This is a genomic window from Paraburkholderia sp. SOS3 (assembly GCF_001922345.1).
Taxonomy (GTDB): domain Bacteria; phylum Pseudomonadota; class Gammaproteobacteria; order Burkholderiales; family Burkholderiaceae; genus Paraburkholderia.
The window spans coordinates 2135320-2152443 of the sequence record NZ_CP018811.1 but is presented as its reverse complement, the minus strand read 5'-3'; the positions used below and the strand labels follow the sequence as shown (position 1 = coordinate 2152443).

Annotated in this window: 10 protein-coding genes; 4 read left to right on the top strand and 6 right to left on the bottom strand. The window is 65.5% G+C overall.

Annotated features, from left to right (window positions below; all coding sequences use genetic code 11):
- Positions 1-26: 26 nt before the first annotated feature.
- A complete protein-coding gene (rpsB, locus tag BTO02_RS09790; protein ID WP_075156869.1) occupies positions 27-782 on the bottom strand; it encodes a 30S ribosomal protein S2 in 756 nt (251 codons plus the stop codon).
- Positions 783-1301: 519 nt separating this feature from the next.
- Between rpsB and map the strand changes: the two genes are divergently transcribed.
- The 3 genes from map to BTO02_RS35500 all read left to right on the top strand — a co-directional run bounded on the left by map (position 1302) and on the right by BTO02_RS35500 (position 6900).
- Positions 1302-2114, top strand: coding sequence for a type I methionyl aminopeptidase (gene map, locus BTO02_RS09785; protein ID WP_075156868.1), 813 nt, complete (start codon positions 1302-1304; stop codon positions 2112-2114).
- Positions 2115-2145: 31 nt separating this feature from the next.
- Positions 2146-4725, top strand: coding sequence for a [protein-PII] uridylyltransferase (locus tag BTO02_RS09780; protein ID WP_075156867.1), 2580 nt, complete (start codon positions 2146-2148; stop codon positions 4723-4725).
- Positions 4726-5916: 1191 nt separating this feature from the next.
- Positions 5917-6900 carry a pseudouridine synthase gene (locus tag BTO02_RS35500; protein ID WP_332262261.1) on the top strand — a complete coding sequence of 328 codons (984 nt, stop codon included), beginning with the start codon at positions 5917-5919 and terminating at the stop codon, positions 6898-6900.
- Between the two features lie 57 nt (positions 6901-6957).
- Here the strand turns inward: BTO02_RS35500 and def are convergent, their stop codons facing one another.
- A complete protein-coding gene (gene def / locus BTO02_RS09770; RefSeq protein WP_075156865.1) occupies positions 6958-7491 on the bottom strand; it encodes a peptide deformylase in 534 nt (177 codons plus the stop codon).
- Positions 7488-9551 carry an NAD-dependent DNA ligase LigA gene (ligA, locus tag BTO02_RS09765; RefSeq protein WP_075156864.1) on the bottom strand — a complete coding sequence of 688 codons (2064 nt, stop codon included), beginning with the start codon at positions 9549-9551 and terminating at the stop codon, positions 7488-7490. Before ligA ends, def begins: the two co-directional genes overlap by 4 nt.
- 304 nt (positions 9552-9855) lie before the next feature.
- Between ligA and BTO02_RS09760 the strand changes: the two genes are divergently transcribed.
- Complete coding sequence (locus tag BTO02_RS09760; protein ID WP_232243493.1) at positions 9856-10761, top strand: hypothetical protein; 906 nt, start codon at positions 9856-9858, stop codon at positions 10759-10761.
- A gap of 96 nt (positions 10762-10857) precedes the next feature.
- Here BTO02_RS09760 and BTO02_RS09755 read toward each other — a convergent pair whose 3' ends face one another.
- The 3 genes from BTO02_RS09755 to BTO02_RS09745 all read right to left on the bottom strand — a co-directional run bounded on the left by BTO02_RS09755 (position 10858) and on the right by BTO02_RS09745 (position 16936).
- Positions 10858-12156, bottom strand: coding sequence for a cell division protein ZipA C-terminal FtsZ-binding domain-containing protein (locus BTO02_RS09755; RefSeq protein WP_075156862.1), 1299 nt, complete (start codon positions 12154-12156; stop codon positions 10858-10860).
- 140 nt (positions 12157-12296) lie between these two features.
- Positions 12297-15815, bottom strand: coding sequence for a chromosome segregation protein SMC (gene smc / locus BTO02_RS09750; RefSeq protein WP_075156861.1), 3519 nt, complete (start codon positions 15813-15815; stop codon positions 12297-12299).
- Between the two features lie 125 nt (positions 15816-15940).
- The gene (locus BTO02_RS09745) at positions 15941-16936 is read right to left on the bottom strand and encodes a DMT family transporter (RefSeq protein ID WP_156883790.1); all 996 of its coding nucleotides are present in this window, start codon (positions 16934-16936) and stop codon (positions 15941-15943) included.
- Between the last annotated feature and the right edge of the window lie 188 nt (positions 16937-17124).

Sequence of the window (17124 nt, the reverse complement as noted above, 5' to 3'; positions counted from 1 at the left end):
GCCGGACCCAGGTCGCCTGAGCCGACTCAGGCTTCTCCGTTGACCTCGACGAACTCGTCGCCGTCGTCACCGCCGCGCGCCGCCTGCACGACTTCGTTGACCGCGTTCGCGCGGCCTTCGAGGATCGCGTCAGCCACGCCTTGTGCGTACAGCGTGACGGCTTTACTCGCGTCGTCGTTGCCCGGGATCACGTAGTCGATGCCTTCCGGCGAGTGGTTCGTATCGACCACCGCGATAACCGGCACGCCGAGCTTGTTCGCTTCGGTGACGGCAATCTTGTGATAGCCGACGTCCACGACGAAGATCGCGTCCGGAATGCCGCCCATATCTTTCACGCCGCCGATCGACTTCTGCAGCTTCGCGATTTCGCGCTCGAACAACAGCGCTTCCTTCTTGCTCATCTTCTCGAGCTCACCCGCCTCGACCGCCGTTTCCATGTCCTTCAGCCGCTTGATCGATACCTTCAGCGTCTTGAAGTTGGTCAGCATGCCGCCGAGCCAGCGTGCGTTCACGAACGGCATGCCCGCGCGCTGCGCCGCTTCCGCGATCGTGTCGCGCGACTGGCGCTTCGTGCCGACGAACAGGATCGTGCCGCGGTTCGCTGCCAGTTGACGCACGTACTTCAGCGCGTCGTTGTACATCGGCAGCGTCTTTTCGAGGTTGATGATGTGAATCTTGTTGCGATGGCCGAAAATGAACGGGGCCATCTTGGGGTTCCAGAAGCGCGTCTGGTGACCGAAGTGGACACCGGCTTCCAGCATCTGACGCATGGTAACTGCCATGGATTGAATCTCCGCGAGGGTTGGGTCTTAAGCCGGCTGCCGTATCCGTGGCGCGATCCTTACTTCCCATACCTCGAAGAAGGACGCCGCGGACACCCTGGGTGCGCCGGCTTGCGAGTTAGCCGCCTGCCTGATTGCCTCGAGACTGCCCCTGGAGCTGCCTAGGGGGTTGCCCTAGCGTTGCCGTTGGGTTTGCCCGTGGGGTTTGCCTTGAGGACTGCCTTGGCGAGCGACTTAGCCGAAGATTATAGCACGCGACTATTGCACGGCTCAACCCGGCCGGCTCATTCGCGAAGCTGCGCCCTCCTCGCCCCCGCCCACCTTGCAAAAGCCTGCGGCAGCGGGCAGATGGTGCGATAATTCGCGGATAAATTCGCATTTCGGTCCCGCTTGCAGGTTCGAAAGATGGGCCGGGAAATGCAGGCCCAACGCCAGGTCAAGTTCCAGGTCGAATTTCCAGGTCGACCCCGAGGTTCACCCCGGAACAAGCCTGCCTGGCTTTCTTCAAGGCCCCATTCAATGACTATTACGCTCAGAAACGAACACGACATCGAGCAGATGCGCGTCGCCGGCCGGCTCGCAAGCGAGGTGCTCGACTACATCACGCCGTTCGTCAAGGTCGGCGTCACGACGGGCGAGCTCGACCGTCTGTGCCACGAATACATGGTGAACGTGCAAGGCACGATCCCCGCGCCGCTCAACTACCAGCCGCCCGGCTATCCGCCGTATCCGAAATCGGTTTGCACATCGGTGAACGACGTGATCTGTCACGGCATTCCCGGCGACAAGGTGCTCAAGAACGGCGACACGCTCAATATCGACGTCACCGTCATCAAGAATGGCTTTTTCGGCGATACGAGCCGCATGTTCGTCGTCGGCGATGGGTCGATTCTCGCGAAGCGTCTTGTGCAGACCACCTACGAATGCATGTGGCTCGGCATCGAGCAGGTGCGCGCGGGCGCCCATCTCGGCGACATCGGCCACGCCATCCAGAAGCACGCGGAATCGCAAGGCTATAGCGTCGTGCGCGAATACTGCGGGCACGGCATCGGCACCGTGTTTCACGACGAGCCGCAGGTGCTGCACTACGGTCGCCCCGGCACCGGCATCGAACTCGAAGCAGGCATGATCTTCACGATCGAGCCGATGATCAATGCGGGCCGCCGCGACATCCGCACGATGCCCGACCAGTGGACCGTCAAGACAAAAGACCGCAGCCTGTCCGCGCAATGGGAGCATACGATTCTCGTCACGCCGACCGGTTACGAAGTGCTGACTGTTTCCGCCGGCACGCCCGAGCGTCCGCAAATCGTTGCCGCCGCCACCGCCTGATTGCGCCTCGTCACCCGCACCCCCACCGCCTATGAGTAGCGTTGCAGCCGCCCAGTCCGAAGCCACGTCCCTGAGGGCGGACTACAAGATGGCCAAAAATCCGTTGCTGGAGCGCTTCAAGACGGCGGCCAACGTCGACGCGCCGATGCACGCGCTCGCGCAGATCACCGACGACGCGCTCAGGAGCGCGTGGTCCGCGTGCGAGTTGTCTTCGTCGTTTGCGCTCGTCGCCGTGGGCGGCTACGGACGCGGCGAACTCGCACCGCACTCGGATATCGACATCCTCGTGCTGCTGCCCGACGCGCCGGTACCGGGTAGCGAAGCGTGCATCGAGAAGTTCATCGGCCTCGCGTGGGACCTCGGGCTCGAACTCGGCAGCAGCGTGCGCAGCGTCTCGCAGTGTCTCGAAGAGGCCGCGAACGACGTCACCGTGCGCACGTCGCTGCTCGAAGCGCGGCGCCTTTGCGGCAGCACCGCGCTGTTCGAGAACTTTGCGCTGCGCTACCGCGATGCGCTCGATCCGCGTGCGTTCTTCCAGGCGAAAGTGCTCGAAATGCGGCAGCGCCATGCGAAGTTTCAGGATACGCCGTACGCGCTCGAACCGAACGTCAAGGAGAGCCCAGGCGGCTTGCGCGACCTGCAGCTCATCTTGTGGGTCACGCGCGCGGCGGGCTTCGGCAGCAGCTGGCGCGAACTCGAGGCGCGCGGGCTCATCACCTCGCGCGAGGCGCGCGAATTGCGCCGCAACGAAGGGTTCCTGAAAACGCTGCGCGCGCGGCTGCACGTGCTCGCCGGACGCCGTCAGGACATTCTCGTTTTCGATCTGCAAACGCCGCTTGCCGAGAGCTTCGGCTACAAGGCAACGTCGACGCGCCGCGCCAGCGAACAGCTGATGCGTCGCTACTACTGGGCCGCGAAGGCAGTCACGCAACTCGCGACCATCCTGATCCAGAACGTCGAAGCGCAATTGTTCCCGAGCACGAGCGGCATCACGCGCGTCATTTCGGAGCGCTTCGTCGAAAAGCAGGGCATGCTCGAAATCGCCACCGACGACGTCTTCGAGCGTCACCCGAACGCGATTCTCGAGGCGTTCCTGCTGTATGAAGAAACACCGGGCGTGAAGGGGCTGTCGGCGCGCACGCTGCGCGCGCTCTACAACGCACGCGACAAGATGGACCAGCGCTGGCGGCGCGACCCCGAGAACCGGCACCTCTTCATGGCCATCCTGAAGCAGCCGGCCGGCATCACGCACGCGTTTCGCCTGATGAACCAGACGAGCGTGCTCGGCCGCTATCTGCTGAATTTCCGCCGCATCGTTGGACAGATGCAGCACGACCTGTATCACGTCTATACGGTCGACCAGCACATCCTGATGGTGCTGCGCAACCTGCGCCGTTTCGCGATCGCCGAGCACGCGCACGAGTACCCGTTCTGCAGCCAGCTGATCACGAATTTCGAGCGGCCGTGGGTGCTGTATGTGGCGGCGCTCTTTCACGACATCGCGAAGGGCCGCGGCGGCGACCACTCGAAGCTCGGCATGGCCGATGCGCGGCGCTTCTGCCGCGAGCACGGCATGGACGACGAAGACACCGCGCTCGTCGTGTGGCTCGTCGAGCAGCATCTGACGATGAGCCAGGTCGCGCAGAAGCAGGACACGAGCGACCCCGAAGTGATCAGAAGGTTTGCAGAACTGGTCGACAACGAGCGGCGCCTCACTGCGCTGTACCTGCTGACGGTGGCCGATATCCGCGGTACGAGCCCGAAGGTCTGGAACACGTGGAAGGGCAAGCTGCTCGAGGACCTGTACCGCGTGACGCTGTCGGTGCTTGGCGGTGCGCGGCCCGATGCGCATGCCGAGATGCAGACGCGCAAGGACGAAGCGCTTGCGCTGCTGCGGCTCGAAACCGTGCCCGAATACGCGCACAAAGTGCTCTGGGACAAACTCGACGTCGGCTACTTCCTGCGTCACGATCCGGCCGATATCGCATGGCAGACGCGCGTGCTCTATCGCCACGTCGAAACCGAAACGCCGATCGTGCGCGCGCGGCCCTCGCCGGTCGGCGAGGCGCTGCAGGTGCTCGTCTACGTGAAGGACCGCCCTGACCTGTTCGCCGGCATCTGCGCGTACTTCGACCGCAACGGCCTGTCGGTGCTCGATGCGCGCGTGAGCACGACGCAGCACGGCTACGCGCTCGACAACTTTATCGTGGCGCACACCGAGCAGGACGTGCACTACCGCGACATCGCGAATCTCGTCGAACAGGAACTGACGCTGCGCCTTTCCGGCGCAGCCGGCACGCTGCTGCCGGAACCGTCGAAGGGACGGCTCTCGCGGCTGTCGCGCACGTTTCCGATCACGCCGCGCGTCGACCTTCGGGCCGACGAACGCGGCCAATACTACATCCTGTCCGTGTCTGCGAACGACCGGCCGGGCCTTCTTTATTCGATCGCGCGCGTACTGGCCGAGCACCGGGTCGGCGTCCACGCGGCGCGGATCAATACGCTCGGCGAACGCGTCGAGGACGTGTTCCTGCTCGATGGACACGGCCTTTCCGACAACCGGCGTCAAATCCAGGTCGAAACCGAATTGCTGCGCGCGATCGCAGTGTAAAGCGCAGCCTCCATTTTTATGCGAACCAAGTTAACAGCGAAGCATCCGCGGCCCGCTTCGGCCGAGCGCGCGCCGGTGCGGCCGGGCAGCGCAAACGCACGCAAGCCGGCGGTGCGTAAGGCGCCGGACAAAACAGACGGTAAGGCCGGTGGCAAGGGCACGTCCGATCGCGCGCGTGCGGCGGGTGCGAAATCGGGTGCGGCCGAGGGCCGCGCCCGCGCGAGCAAGCCAAGGGGCGGCGACCGTTCGTCGAACGCCACGTTTGGCGCTGCGCGGTCGACGGAACGGCCCGTGAACGAGGCGCAGCGCGCCTCGGCGCCTGGTGCCCGCGATGCCGGTGATCGAACCGCCGGGCGTGTTCGCGGCGACTCGGAACGTACGCCGCGACGGCCGTTTTCGGAGCGTGCACCACGCTCGGGTGCTTCGACAGCGGACGGCGCACGCCTTCGCACTCGTGGCGACGCCGAAGGTACACCGCGACGACCGTTTTCGGAGCGCACACCGCGTTCAGGCGCTTCGACAGGAGACGACGCACGCCCTCGCACTCGTGGCGACACCGAAGGTGCACCGCGACGACCGTTTTCGGAGCGCGCACCGCGTTCAGGCGCTTCGACAGCAGACGGCGCGCGCCCTCGCACTCGTGGCGACGCCGAAGGTGCACCACGACGGCCGTTTTCGGAGCGCGCACCGCGTTCGGGTGCTTCAACAGCAGACGGCGCGCGCCCTCGCACTCGTGGCGACGCCGAAGGTGCGCTGCGACGGCCTCTTGCCGAACGCACGGCCCGCGGTTCATCGTCGGCTACGGCTGCGCCGCGGCGCAGCGAAGGTGGATCGGCCTTCGACAAACGCGAGACGCGCGGCATGCGCGACCGCGATGACGACCGCCCGCGCCGGTCATCCGGCGACGCGCCGCAACGCCGGCCGTATAGCGATGCGCGTGGAGCAGGCGAAGCAAGAAGGCCGACGCGCGGAGTCGACGCGCCCAGACGCGCGCCAGGCGATCGCGGGGCGTCATCGCGCGGCGCGGACGCACCCTACCGGTCGTCGTCCGATCGCGCGGCACCGTCGCGCGATCGGGCTTCACGCGATGCCGAACGCCCGTCGACCACGCGCGGCCGGGCGGAACCGCGCGCGACCGGAACGACTGGAGCGACGGGCCGCGGCAGCGGCGAGCGCACGTTCGTGCGCCCCGTGAAAGGGGCTTATGCGGAACGGCAGGACCGCATCGAACGCGACGAGCGACCGCGGCGCGCGAGCGCTTCGCCCGGCGCACCTCGCGGCGGCAAGACCGATATGCCGCGCGGCAACAAAGCCGGCGCTCCCGCAAAAACCGCGCGAAAAGCAAACGCGTCGAGCGCGCGCGCTCCAGCAGCCGACGTCACGGACCACAAGCCGCGCCGCGAGCACGCCGACGCGCCCGGCATGCTGCGCCTGTCGAAACTGATGTCCGAGCTCGGTTTGTGCTCGCGCCGCGAGGCCGACGAATGGATCGAGAAAGGCTGGGTGAGCGTCGACGGCGAGCGCATCGACACGCTCGGCACGCGCGTGCGGCCTGACGTGAACATCGAGATCGATCCCGCTGCCGAGGCCGCGCAGGCGCGTCGGGTCACGATCCTGCTGCACAAGCCGGTCGGCTTTGTGTCGGGCCAGGCGGAGGACGGCTATCAGCCGGCCGTCACGCTCGTCACGCCGGCCAATCGCTGGGAAGGCGATCGCACCGACATCCGCTTTTCCGTCGCGCATCTGCGCCAGCTCGCGCCGGCTGGACGCCTCGATATCGATTCGACTGGCCTGCTCGTGCTGACGCAGGACGGCCGCGTCGCCAAACAGCTGATCGGTGGACACTCCGAAGTCGACAAGGAATACCTCGTGCGCGTGACTTACGGCGATGTCGAGGCTGACGTCGAACAGCACTTTCCGCCCGAGAGCCTCGCGAAGCTGCGCCACGGCCTCGAACTCGACGGCGTCCCGCTCAAGACCGCGCAGGTCAGCTGGCAAAACGGCGAACAATTGCGTTTCGTACTGCGCGAAGGCAAGAAGCGCCAGATTCGCCGGATGTGCGAACTGGTCGGGCTGCAGGTGGTGGGGTTAAAGCGCGTGCGGATGGGCAAGATCGCGCTAGGCGCACTGCCGCCGGGCCAGTGGCGGTATCTGTCGGTCGACGAGACGTTCTGAACCTGCACGGCGCACGCGCGAGCGGTCCGACTGCTCGCGCGAGGCAACGCCTGTCGCTCAATCGTCGCTGCGCGGATCGAGATCCGGAAACAGGATTTCCGTAAAGCCGAACTTGGAGAAATCCGTAATCCGCATCGGGTACAGCTTGCCGATCAGGTGGTCGCACTCGTGCTGGACGACGCGCGCATGAAAGCCTTCCGCGACGCGGTCGATGGCTTTGCCGAACTGGTCGAAGCCGTGGTAGCGGATCATCGAGAACCGGCTCACGACGCCGCGCAGCCCCGGCACCGACAGACACCCTTCCCAGCCCTCTTCCATGTCCTGCGACACGGGTGTGACGGTGGGGTTGATCAGCACCGTTTCGGGCACCGACGGTGCATCGGGGTAGCGTTCGTTATGCCCGAAACCAAAAATCACGACTTGCAGATCGACGCCGATCTGCGGCGCGGCCAGCCCCGCGCCGTTCGCGTCGTGCATGGTTTCGAACATGTCCTTGATAAGCTCGTGCAGCTCGGGCGTATCGAAATGGTCGACGGGATTGGCAATCCGCAAGAGGCGTGGATCGCCCATTTTCAGAATTTCGCGAATCATATTGTCTGCCTCTCCAGTAGCTTGCGCATACCCTCTTCGTCGAGTACGGGAATGCCAAGTTCCTCGGCTTTTGCGAGCTTGCTGCCCGCTTCCGTGCCCGCCACCACATAGTCCGTTTTCTTCGACACCGAACCGGCCACTTTTGCGCCGGCCGCCTCGAGCATTTCCTTCGCTTCTTCGCGCGCGAGATTCGGCAGCGTGCCCGTCAGCACGATTGTCTTGCCGGCCAGCACGCCTTGCGGCGCCTTCGGCGCCGGCGGGCCTTCGGGCCACGTTACCCTGCCCGGTGCGCGCAGTTGATCGATAACCGTAAGGTTGTGCTCTTCAGCGAAGAACTGGTGAATCGCTTCGGCGACGATCGGACCGACATCGTTGACCTCGAGCAGTTCGTCGACGCTCGCGCTCATGATCGGATCGAGCGAACCGAAATGCTTCGCAAGGTCTTTTGCGGTCGATTCGCCGACATGCCGGATACCGAGCGCGTAGATAAATCGCGCGAGCGTCGTATGCTTGGCCTTTTCGAGCGAATCGAGCAGATTCTGCGCCGACTTGTCGGCAAAACGGTCGAGCGCGGCAAGCGTCGCGAAGCCGAGATTGAAGAGGTCCGCCGGCGTGCGCACGAGGTTCTGCTCGACCAGCTGGTCGATGATCTTTTCGCCGAGTCCGTCGATATCGAGCGCACGGCGCTGCGCGAAATGCCACAACGCCTGCTTGCGCTGCGCGGGGCAGAAGAGGCCTCCGCTGCAACGCGCAATCGCCTCGCCGGGCAGGCGTTCGATGGCCGAGCCGCAGACCGGGCACGAGGTCGGCATCACGAACGCCTTCGCATCCGCCGGCCGCCGGTCGACGAGCGCGCCGACCACTTCGGGAATCACATCGCCGGCACGCCGCACGATCACCGTGTCGCCGATGCGGATATCCTTGCGGCGCACCTCGTCTTCGTTGTGCAGCGTTGCATTGGTGACCGTGGCGCCGCCGACGAACACGGGCTCGAGCCGCGCGACCGGCGTAATCGCGCCGGTACGGCCGACCTGCACGTCGATCGCGACAAGTTTTGTCAGCGCCTCCTGCGCGGGAAATTTGTGCGCCAGCGCAAAACGCGGGGCGCGCGAGACGAAACCGAGCCTGTCCTGCTCGTCGCGGCGATCGACCTTGTAGACGACCCCGTCGATGTCGTACGGCAGCGCATCGCGCTTCTCGCCGATCTTGCGGAAAAAACCGAGCAGTCCTTCCGCACCCTGCACGACCGCGCGCTGGCTATTCACCGGCAGGCCCATCTCGTGATACCAGTCGAGCAGCGCGCTATGCGTGTCGGGCATCGGCATGCCGTCGAGCACGCCGATGCCGTACGCGAAAAACGACAGCGGCCGCTGCGCCGTCATTTTCGGATCGAGTTGCCGCAAACTCCCGGCCGCCGCATTGCGCGGATTGGCGAATTCGCGGTGGCCCGCCTCGCGCTGGCGTTCGTTCAGACGCTCGAAGTCGCGCTTGAACATCAGCACTTCGCCGCGCACGTCAAGCACCTTCGGCACATGACGGCCTTTGAGCCTGAGCGGAATCGAACGGATCGTACGCACGTTTTCCGTGACGTTCTCGCCGGTCGCGCCATCGCCGCGCGTGGCCGCTTGCACGAATGTGCCGTCTTCGTAGCGCAGCGAGATCGCGAGTCCATCGAACTTGAGTTCGCACGCGTAGTCGACCGGCGTATGGCCGAGCGCGTCGGACACGCGCTTGTCGAACGCGGCGATATCTTCATCGGCAAAGCCGTTGTTCAGCGACAGCATCGGCATGTCGTGCACGACGGGCTCGAAGCCGCTTGCGACTTCGCCGCCGACACGCTGCGTGGGCGAGTCGGGCACGATCAGATCCGGGTGCTCGCTTTCGATCTGCTCGAGTTCCTTGAAGAGCTTGTCGTACTCCGCATCGGGCAGCTCCGGCTGGTCGAGCACGTAGTACGCGTAGTTCGCGCGTTCGAGCTGCTCGCGCAGCCACAGCGCACGCTCGGACGGAGCATTCGACGCGGCGGAAGCGGCGGGACTGGAGGACCTGGTTCGAGCCATGCTGTCAGCGTTTTCGCGGATAAGGTTCAGACGCCAGATTATCTCAGGAAGCGTCGCGCGTGACATAGGCCGAACGGCCAGTTCCGTGCGCGCACAAACGCGCGGATGCAGGCAACCCAGGCCAGGCATGCGGACGCTGCGATTTTCCCTGGCCGTTCGGCTAGCGCTCATGCTGAACCGTTGACAGTGCACCGCGCCAATGCGACCTTGGCAACCCTGAACATGTATCGCGCCTCTGGTCTTTCGGCTCGTTGACTCGGTCCTGTCGAGCCGTATGGAGCAAGGCGCATCACGAGGAACATCGATGAACGCTGTCCGATGCGGGGAAGCCGCGGGCTCGCCCCTGGCAATCGCACGCCGCGCGATTCGCCGCGTAGCCGTGTGGGCTACGGTCATGCTATTGCTCATGCTCGCGAACGCTGCATGCGCAGGCGAACAGATCGTGCAGGTCGCGTTGCCGGAAGTTGCGTCAGTTGCGTCGGGTACGTCCGGCGCGTCCGGTGCGTCGATCGACTATCTGCTCACGCAGAAAACCGGCAGCGCGCCGCATTGGGTACTCGTGATGTTTGCCGGCAGCGAAGGCCGGCTCGATATGCACATCGGCGACGACGGCGCGTTGCATTTGCGCGAGAAAAACAATTTTCTCGTTCGCGCGCGCACGCTCTTTGCCGACGATCGGTTCGCCACCGCACTCGTCGACGCGCCGTCGGATCAACCCGGCGGCTATTCGGATGCGTTTCGCGCGTCGCCGCGTCATGCGCAGGATGTCGCGCGCATCGTCGCCGACTTGCGCACGCGCTTTCCCGCAGCAAAACTCGTACTGATCGGCACGAGCCGCGGAACGATCTCGTCGGCGTACGTCGGTCGCGACTTGCGCGACACATGGGACGCGGTCGTCCATACGTCGACACTTTCGAGCCCCGCGCGTGGTCAGGCCACACCGTTGCTCGGCTTTGACTACGGTTCGATTACTGCACGGCAGCTGTTCGTGCATCACGCCGACGACGCGTGCTTTCTCTGCTCGTTCGCCGCCGCAAAGCGCATTGCCGAAGGCGGCGGCTATGCGCTGATCGCCGTGCACGGCGGCGACGTGAAAAGCGGTCCGTGCAAGGCGCTATCGCATCACGGATTCTATGGAAAGGACCAAGCCGTGGCCGCGGCAATCAAGGTGTGGATCAGTGGCGGCGCATGGCCAAAGGAGATCGAATGACGCAGCATTTCGCGCCGCCAGTCTCTTTCATACGAGCGGCGAGGGTCAGCCACAGAAGCCGCAAGCCGACCCGCGCCCGTTCTCCACGTACTGCGCTTACTGGCTGAACAACCGCCGCGTCACCGGCGACCCCGCCGGGATGCCGGCCTGCTCGAGCTTCGCGTACAGCGTCATCAGCTGCTTTTCGATCGCGAGCAGAGCCGCCTCAGGCAACGGCCGCCGCTGATCGTCGACGACGCGCCCGCCGATGCGCTCGGACAGCGACTTCGCGTAGTCGCACATCAGGCGGAACGGCAGGATGTCTTCGTCGGCCACCGGCACGTCGAGCACCAGCGTGATCATCTGGCCGCCCTTGTACGTGAGGTCGTCGCGCAGGAAGTTGGTATCGCCGAACTGCAGCATGAAAACCGGGCTTTGCTTCGCGTCGAGCTTCACAAACCGCGTGCCGTCGCGCGACAGCAGCAGGCCGTCCTGCGAAGCGACCGCCTGCACGTAGTTCGCCGACCACGGCGCGCCGTCGGAAAGCACGTTGATCGACAGCTGCGCGTCGCACTGCGCGGCAAAACCGTCGAGTTCGCGCGCCATCGACACGGTTTCCATCATGTCGGGGAATTCGGGCGCGCCGTCGAGCGCATCGGCGAACTGCTGCACGCCGCTCACGAACTCGGAGAACTCGAGTTCGTTCAACGGTCCGTTGCGGTTCGCAAGCTGCGCGGCCGCGCGCAACTCGTCATAACGCACGCCGTTTTGCAGCAGTTCCCACGCGCCGCCGCCTTCCGGCCTGCCTTCGATATGCACGGGCTTGCTGCCCGCGCGGCGCAGCCGTTGCGCGAGCGGCAGCACCTTGTCGCCGGCCACCGGCGCACCAAGACGAATCGGCACGATGCAGTCGATGCGCCGGTCGACGACGGCGGGCGGCGCTGCGGAAATGGTGGTCGCCGCGGGCATGATCGGCTCGACAGGCTCGTCCGGACCGCCGGCGGCACCAGGCTGGCCGGATTGCCGCGCCGCTTGCCCTGGCGCTTGCGCCGAACCTTGCACGCGCGGCCTGGCAACCTCGCCGTCACCCTCGGGGAATCCGTTCGGCGACGTCATCTCGGCCTGGATATCGGCCGGCGTGTCGGGCGGCGCAGTCGCGCCGAAAGTCGGCTCGACGCGCTGCGACTCGTCCGCGGGCTCGCCCGGTGCGCCATCGCGGCGAACGGTCGGCCGTGCCGGCGCAATGAACGGGCTCTGCTCTTCGTGGTCGTCGCGCGAAAGCGGATCGGCCGCGTCGCTCGGCATCGGTCTTGGCATCCGTCGCCGCACTTTCGCGCTCTGCCACGCGTTGTACACGACCACGCCCCCTACCACCACGGCGCCCGCGCCGATTAACCCGAGTGTCAACTCGTCCATGCACGCTCCATCAGCAATTCTTCTCTATGCGACGCGCTTTTCACCGTCCGGCTTCGTCTGAACCCGCGTCGAGGCTACGCTTGCAACGACACTTGCGGCCCCGGTTCGTCGCCGGGTCATCAGGCACGCGCGTCGCGGGTTCAAACGATATTCTGGGCAAAACCGGCAGCAGTTTCCATGTCGACCGCGACGATACGCGACACACCCTGCTCCTGCATCGTCACTCCGATCAGCTGCTGCGCCATTTCCATCGCAATCTTGTTGTGTGAAATGAAGAGGAACTGCGTTTTATCCGACATTGCGCGCACGAGGTTCGCGAACCGTTCGGTGTTCGCGTCGTCGAGCGGCGCGTCGACCTCGTCGAGCAGACAGAACGGCGCCGGGTTCAGCTGGAACATCGCGAACACGAGCGCCGTGGCCGTCAGCGCTTTTTCGCCGCCCGACAGCAGGTGAATCGTCGAATTTTTCTTGCCCGGCGGTTGTGCCATGACCTGCACGCCGGCGTCGAGAATTTCGTCGCCGGTCATGATGAGCTTGGCCTGGCCGCCGCCGAAAAGGCGCGGGAACAGCTCGCCGAAGTGATGGTTGACCTCGTCGAAGGTGCCTTGCAGCAGCGTGCGCGTTTCCTGGTCGATCTTGCGAATCGCGTCTTCGAGCGTCTCGATCGCGTTGGTCAGGTCAGCCGATTGCGCGTCGAGGAAGGTCTTGCGCTCGGTCGCGGCCTTCAGTTCGTCGAGCGCGGCCATGTTCACGGGTCCGAGCGCAGTGATCGCATTGTTGATGCGCGTCACTTCGCCCTGCAGATACGACGGCTTCAGATCCGGCGTGAGCTTCGCCTGCAGTTGCGCTTCGTCGACGCCGGCCGCGGCCAGTTGCTCGATGAACTGCTCGGCGTTCAGGCGCGCCGCCTGCTCCTTCAGTTGCAGTTCCGTGATCCGGTCGCGCAGCGGCTGCAGCGCGCGCTCGGCTGTCAGACGCGTTTCGTCGGCCTCGCGCAGCTTCGCCGTCAGGTCGTCGAGCTCGAGCCGCGCCGCATGCAGTGCCTCTTCCTTCACCGCGCGTATCGCGAGCGCGTCCTGCAGGCCCGTATGCGCGGTCTGCTCGTTGATCGTTTCGAGTTCGGCGCGCGCATCCTCGAGCGAACCGTCGACGCGCTCGCTCTGCTCGTGCGCGACCTGAATGCTGCGCTTGAGCTCTTCGATGCGGCTGGCCAGATTGCGTGCCGCAAAGCGCGCGTCGGTCGCGGCGCGGTCGAGGTCGCGCGCTTCGGCACGCGCATTCGTCAGTTCCTCGTCGAGCGATTCGAACGCGAGCTGATGATCTTCGAAGCGTGCCTGCAGTTCCGCAAGCTCGCCGTCGTGACGCTCGAAGTTCGTTTCCGATTCGGCGCGCAACGCGCGCTGCTCGTCGATCTGCGCGGTGATCTCTTCGAGTTCCTCGCGGATCTGCGTGCTGCGCTGCATGTAGCGCTCGTGCGCCTGCGTGAGCTTCAGCACGTCCATCTGCAGCGCGTGCACGCGCTGGGTTGCGCGCTCGGCCTGCTGGCGTGCGTCGTTCAACGTTTGCGAAGCCTGCGTGTGCGACGCCTCCGCGCGAATCGCGGCGGCCTTCGCTTCGTCGGCGAGCAGCGCCTGGGCGCGCACCTGGCGCGTCAGATTCTCGATTTCCTGCTGACGTGCGAGCATGCCGGCCTGCTCGGAATCGGCCGCATACAACTGCACGCCGACGCGCGTCACGACATGCCCCGCCTTCACGACGAATGCGCCGCCTTCAGGCAACTGCGCGCGCATCTGCAGCGCCTGCGCGAGATCGTCGGCGACGAACGCGGTGCCGAGCCAGTCGTTGAGCACGGCGCGCAAGCCCGCATCGTCGATGCGCACGAGCGACAGCAGCGGCCGCAGCGTATCCGACGCCACGGCGGGCTGACCCGCGAGCGGCGGCGAATAGAATGCGAGCTTGGCCGGCGGCGCATCGGTCGCGAATGCCTTGACCCAATCGAGATTCGACACCTCGAGCGCCGCAAGCCGTTCGCGCAACAGCGATTCGAGCGCCGTTTCCCACCCGGCTTCGACATGCAGCTTCTTCCACAGGCGCGGCAGCGCGCCGAGTTCGTGCTTGTCGAGCCACGGCTGGATCTTGCCTTCGGTCTGCACGTTCTCCTGCAACTGCTTCAAAGCGGCAAGGCGCGCTTCGAGCTGATGAATCTGTGCACTTTCGGCCTGCACGCGCTCCTGCGCTTCACGCCGCTCGGCGTCGAGGCGCGGCAGCGTTTCCTGCGCATCGGCCAGACGCGCCTGCGCGTCGGCAAGCACCGCTTCGTGCTCGGCGAGCTGCATACGCTGCTCTTCGAGCTGCGCTTCATCGGGCGCGTCGAGGCCGCCCGCTTCGGTCTTCAGACGCTCGTGGCGCTGTTGCAGTTGCTGCAACTGCTGGTCCGCATTGCGCTGGTGCGCGGCTTCGAGCTTCAGCGCCTGCTCGGTTTGCGCAATGCTCGCGCGCTCCTCGTTGAGCTGCGTTTGCGCATCGCGCCAGCGCGCTTCGAGCGCGGGCAGCGCATCGTGTTTCGCCGCCGCTGTTTCTTCGGCGATCGCGGCCTTTTCGTCGCCGACCGCGAGTTCCTCCTCGGCCTCGACGAGATCGCCGCGCGCTTTTTCCGCCTGCGACTGCCACTGCTCGCGCTGCGCGGCAAGCGCCGCGATCTGCGCCTGCACGCGATTGCGCGATTCGACGATAAATTTGATCTCGGCTTCGAGACGGCTCACTTCCGCGTTCGCTTCATAGAGCGCACCTTGTGCGCCCTGCATCGCGTCGCTCGCCGAGTAATGCGCGACGCGCAGCGTTTCGAGTTGCGCTTCGACTTCGCGCAGCTTTGCCGTATGCGCTTCGAGGTCGATCTGCGCCTGCTCGATCGCGCGCTGCTGACGCTCGCGCTCGCTGCCCGCCTCGTTCTTGCGCAACAGCCACAACAAGCGCTGCTTCTCTTCGCCTTCGGCCTGCAGCTCGTTGAACTTCGTCGCGACGACGGCCTGGCCTTCGAGCTTTTCGAGGTTCGCGCTCAACTCGCGCACGATGTCTTCGACGCGCGTGAGGTTCTCGCGCGTATCGTGCAGACGGTTCTCGGTTTCGCGGCGGCGTTCCTTGTACTTCGACACGCCCGCGGCTTCTTCGAGAAACACGCGCAGTTCTTCAGGCTTCGCTTCGATAATGCGCGCGATCATGCCCTGCCCGATGATCGCGTACGCGCGCGGCCCAAGACCCGTGCCGAGGAAGATGTCCTGGATATCGCGCCGGCGCGCGGGCAGGTTATTGATGTAGTAGCTCGACGTGCCGTCGCGCGTCAGCACGCGCTTGACGGCGATTTCCGCATACTGGCCCCACTGGCCGGCCGCGCGGCCGTCGGCGTTGTCGAACACGAGTTCGACGCTCGCGCGGCTGCCGGGCTTGCGCGCCGTGGAGCCGTTGAAGATCACGTCCTGCATCGATTCGCCGCGCAATTCGGAGGCGCGCGATTCGCCGAGCACCCAGCGCACGGCGTCGATGATGTTGGATTTGCCGCACCCGTTAGGACCGACCACGCCGACAAGCTGGCCCGGAACCTGGAAATGCGTGGGATCGACGAATGATTTGAAGCCAGCGAGTTTGATCGATGTCAGACGCACGGCGATATCGCTGATTGAAAAGAGAAAAAGGAAACGGACCCGCGTACGCGCCGCGTTGCACCGGTGGCTTTACGCCACTGAGGCACCGCACGAGCGGCCGCTCAAGCACGCTCAAGCAGCGGCAATCATACCATCGCACGCGAGCGATTCCGGCCGTCCGGATCGCCGTCGTCGCCCGCCGCTAGTGATGCTTGTGATGCTTGCGGCGCCGACCGGCTGCGGTGCACCCGGCTCGACAATGCCGAGGCGAGCACGATGCACGCACCGCCCGCCCATTCGCGCGGCCCCGGCGCTTCGCCGGCGAGCAGCCACGCGGACAGCGCGGTCACGACGATCTCGAAGAGCATGATGATCGATGCGCGGTTCGCTGGCACGCGCGCGAGCCCATATTGCACGAGCATGTTGTTTGTGCCCAACACGATGCCGAGCACGGCGACCAGCAAGGCAGCAGTAGCCAGATGCGCACCTTCGGGCGGCGCGGGCATCGCTTCGAAAACCGCTGCGCAGGCGCTCACGAGCGCCGAGCCGCCGAAGATCGTCGCCGTGCGCATTTCGGCCTTCATGCGCGGCAGTTCGCGCACGATCTTCAGCGTCAGCACATTGCTCATCGCGAAGCCCATGCCGCCGGCGAGGCCGGCCCATTCGGCGAGGCTGCCGGGCACCGGCAAGCCGAGCCGCGGCGACCACAGCATCAGCATCGCGCCCGCGAGCGACAACGCCGCGAGCGCCGCGCCCGACCAGCGCAGCCGCTCGCGCAGCAGAAAGTGCGCAAAGAGCGCGGTCCATGCGGGCGTCAGATAGAAGAGCAGCAACACGCGCATCACCTGGCCGTGAATCGCGCCCCAGACGAAGCCGAGATTCGTCACGCCCGCGGCCAGTGCGAGCGCGGGCAATAGCCAATGCCAGCGGACCGTCGCGATCGAACGGCGTTTGAGCAGCAACACGAAGAGACAGCCGGCGCCGCTCGTCAACGCCGAGGCCGCCGTGCCGGTAATGCCGAGCGCCGCAAGCGTACGCAATGGATACCAGACGACGCCCCACACCGACGCGCCGATCAGGATGGCGAGCGTCGGGCCGCCGGAAAAACCGCTGCCGCGCCGTGCGTCAGGCTGCGTGTGCATGGTGTCGCTCATCGGGATGCACTGACTTGCGCATAGGGCTTCCCTCGACTGCTGGTTCTGCTGCTCATCTGCTTGCCCCTTGTTGTTGCATGAATCGCGTTCGGCCAACGCTGACGCCGCGCCGCCGGTGATGACGGCCCGCGGCGCCAAGCTATAATCGTCGGCTAATGTGCCACGCCCGTGCGCCA

What these genes read in the sequence shown, in the direction of transcription:
- BTO02_RS09780 (WP_075156867.1), top strand. Translation starts at nt 2,146, where the DNA reads ATGAGTAGCGTTGCAGCCGCCCAGTCCGAAGCCACGTCCCTGAGGGCG.
- BTO02_RS09760 (WP_232243493.1), top strand. Translation starts at nt 9,856, where the DNA reads ATGAACGCTGTCCGATGCGGGGAAGCCGCGGGCTCGCCCCTGGCAATC.
- BTO02_RS09755 (WP_075156862.1), bottom strand. Translation starts at nt 12,156, where the DNA reads ATGGACGAGTTGACACTCGGGTTAATCGGCGCGGGCGCCGTGGTGGTA.
- def (WP_075156865.1), bottom strand. Translation starts at nt 7,491, where the DNA reads ATGATTCGCGAAATTCTGAAAATGGGCGATCCACGCCTCTTGCGGATT.
- ligA (WP_075156864.1), bottom strand. Translation starts at nt 9,551, where the DNA reads ATGGCTCGAACCAGGTCCTCCAGTCCCGCCGCTTCCGCCGCGTCGAAT.
- rpsB (WP_075156869.1), bottom strand. Translation starts at nt 782, where the DNA reads ATGGCAGTTACCATGCGTCAGATGCTGGAAGCCGGTGTCCACTTCGGT.
- BTO02_RS09745 (WP_156883790.1), bottom strand. Translation starts at nt 16,936, where the DNA reads ATGCACACGCAGCCTGACGCACGGCGCGGCAGCGGTTTTTCCGGCGGC.
- map (WP_075156868.1), top strand. Translation starts at nt 1,302, where the DNA reads ATGACTATTACGCTCAGAAACGAACACGACATCGAGCAGATGCGCGTC.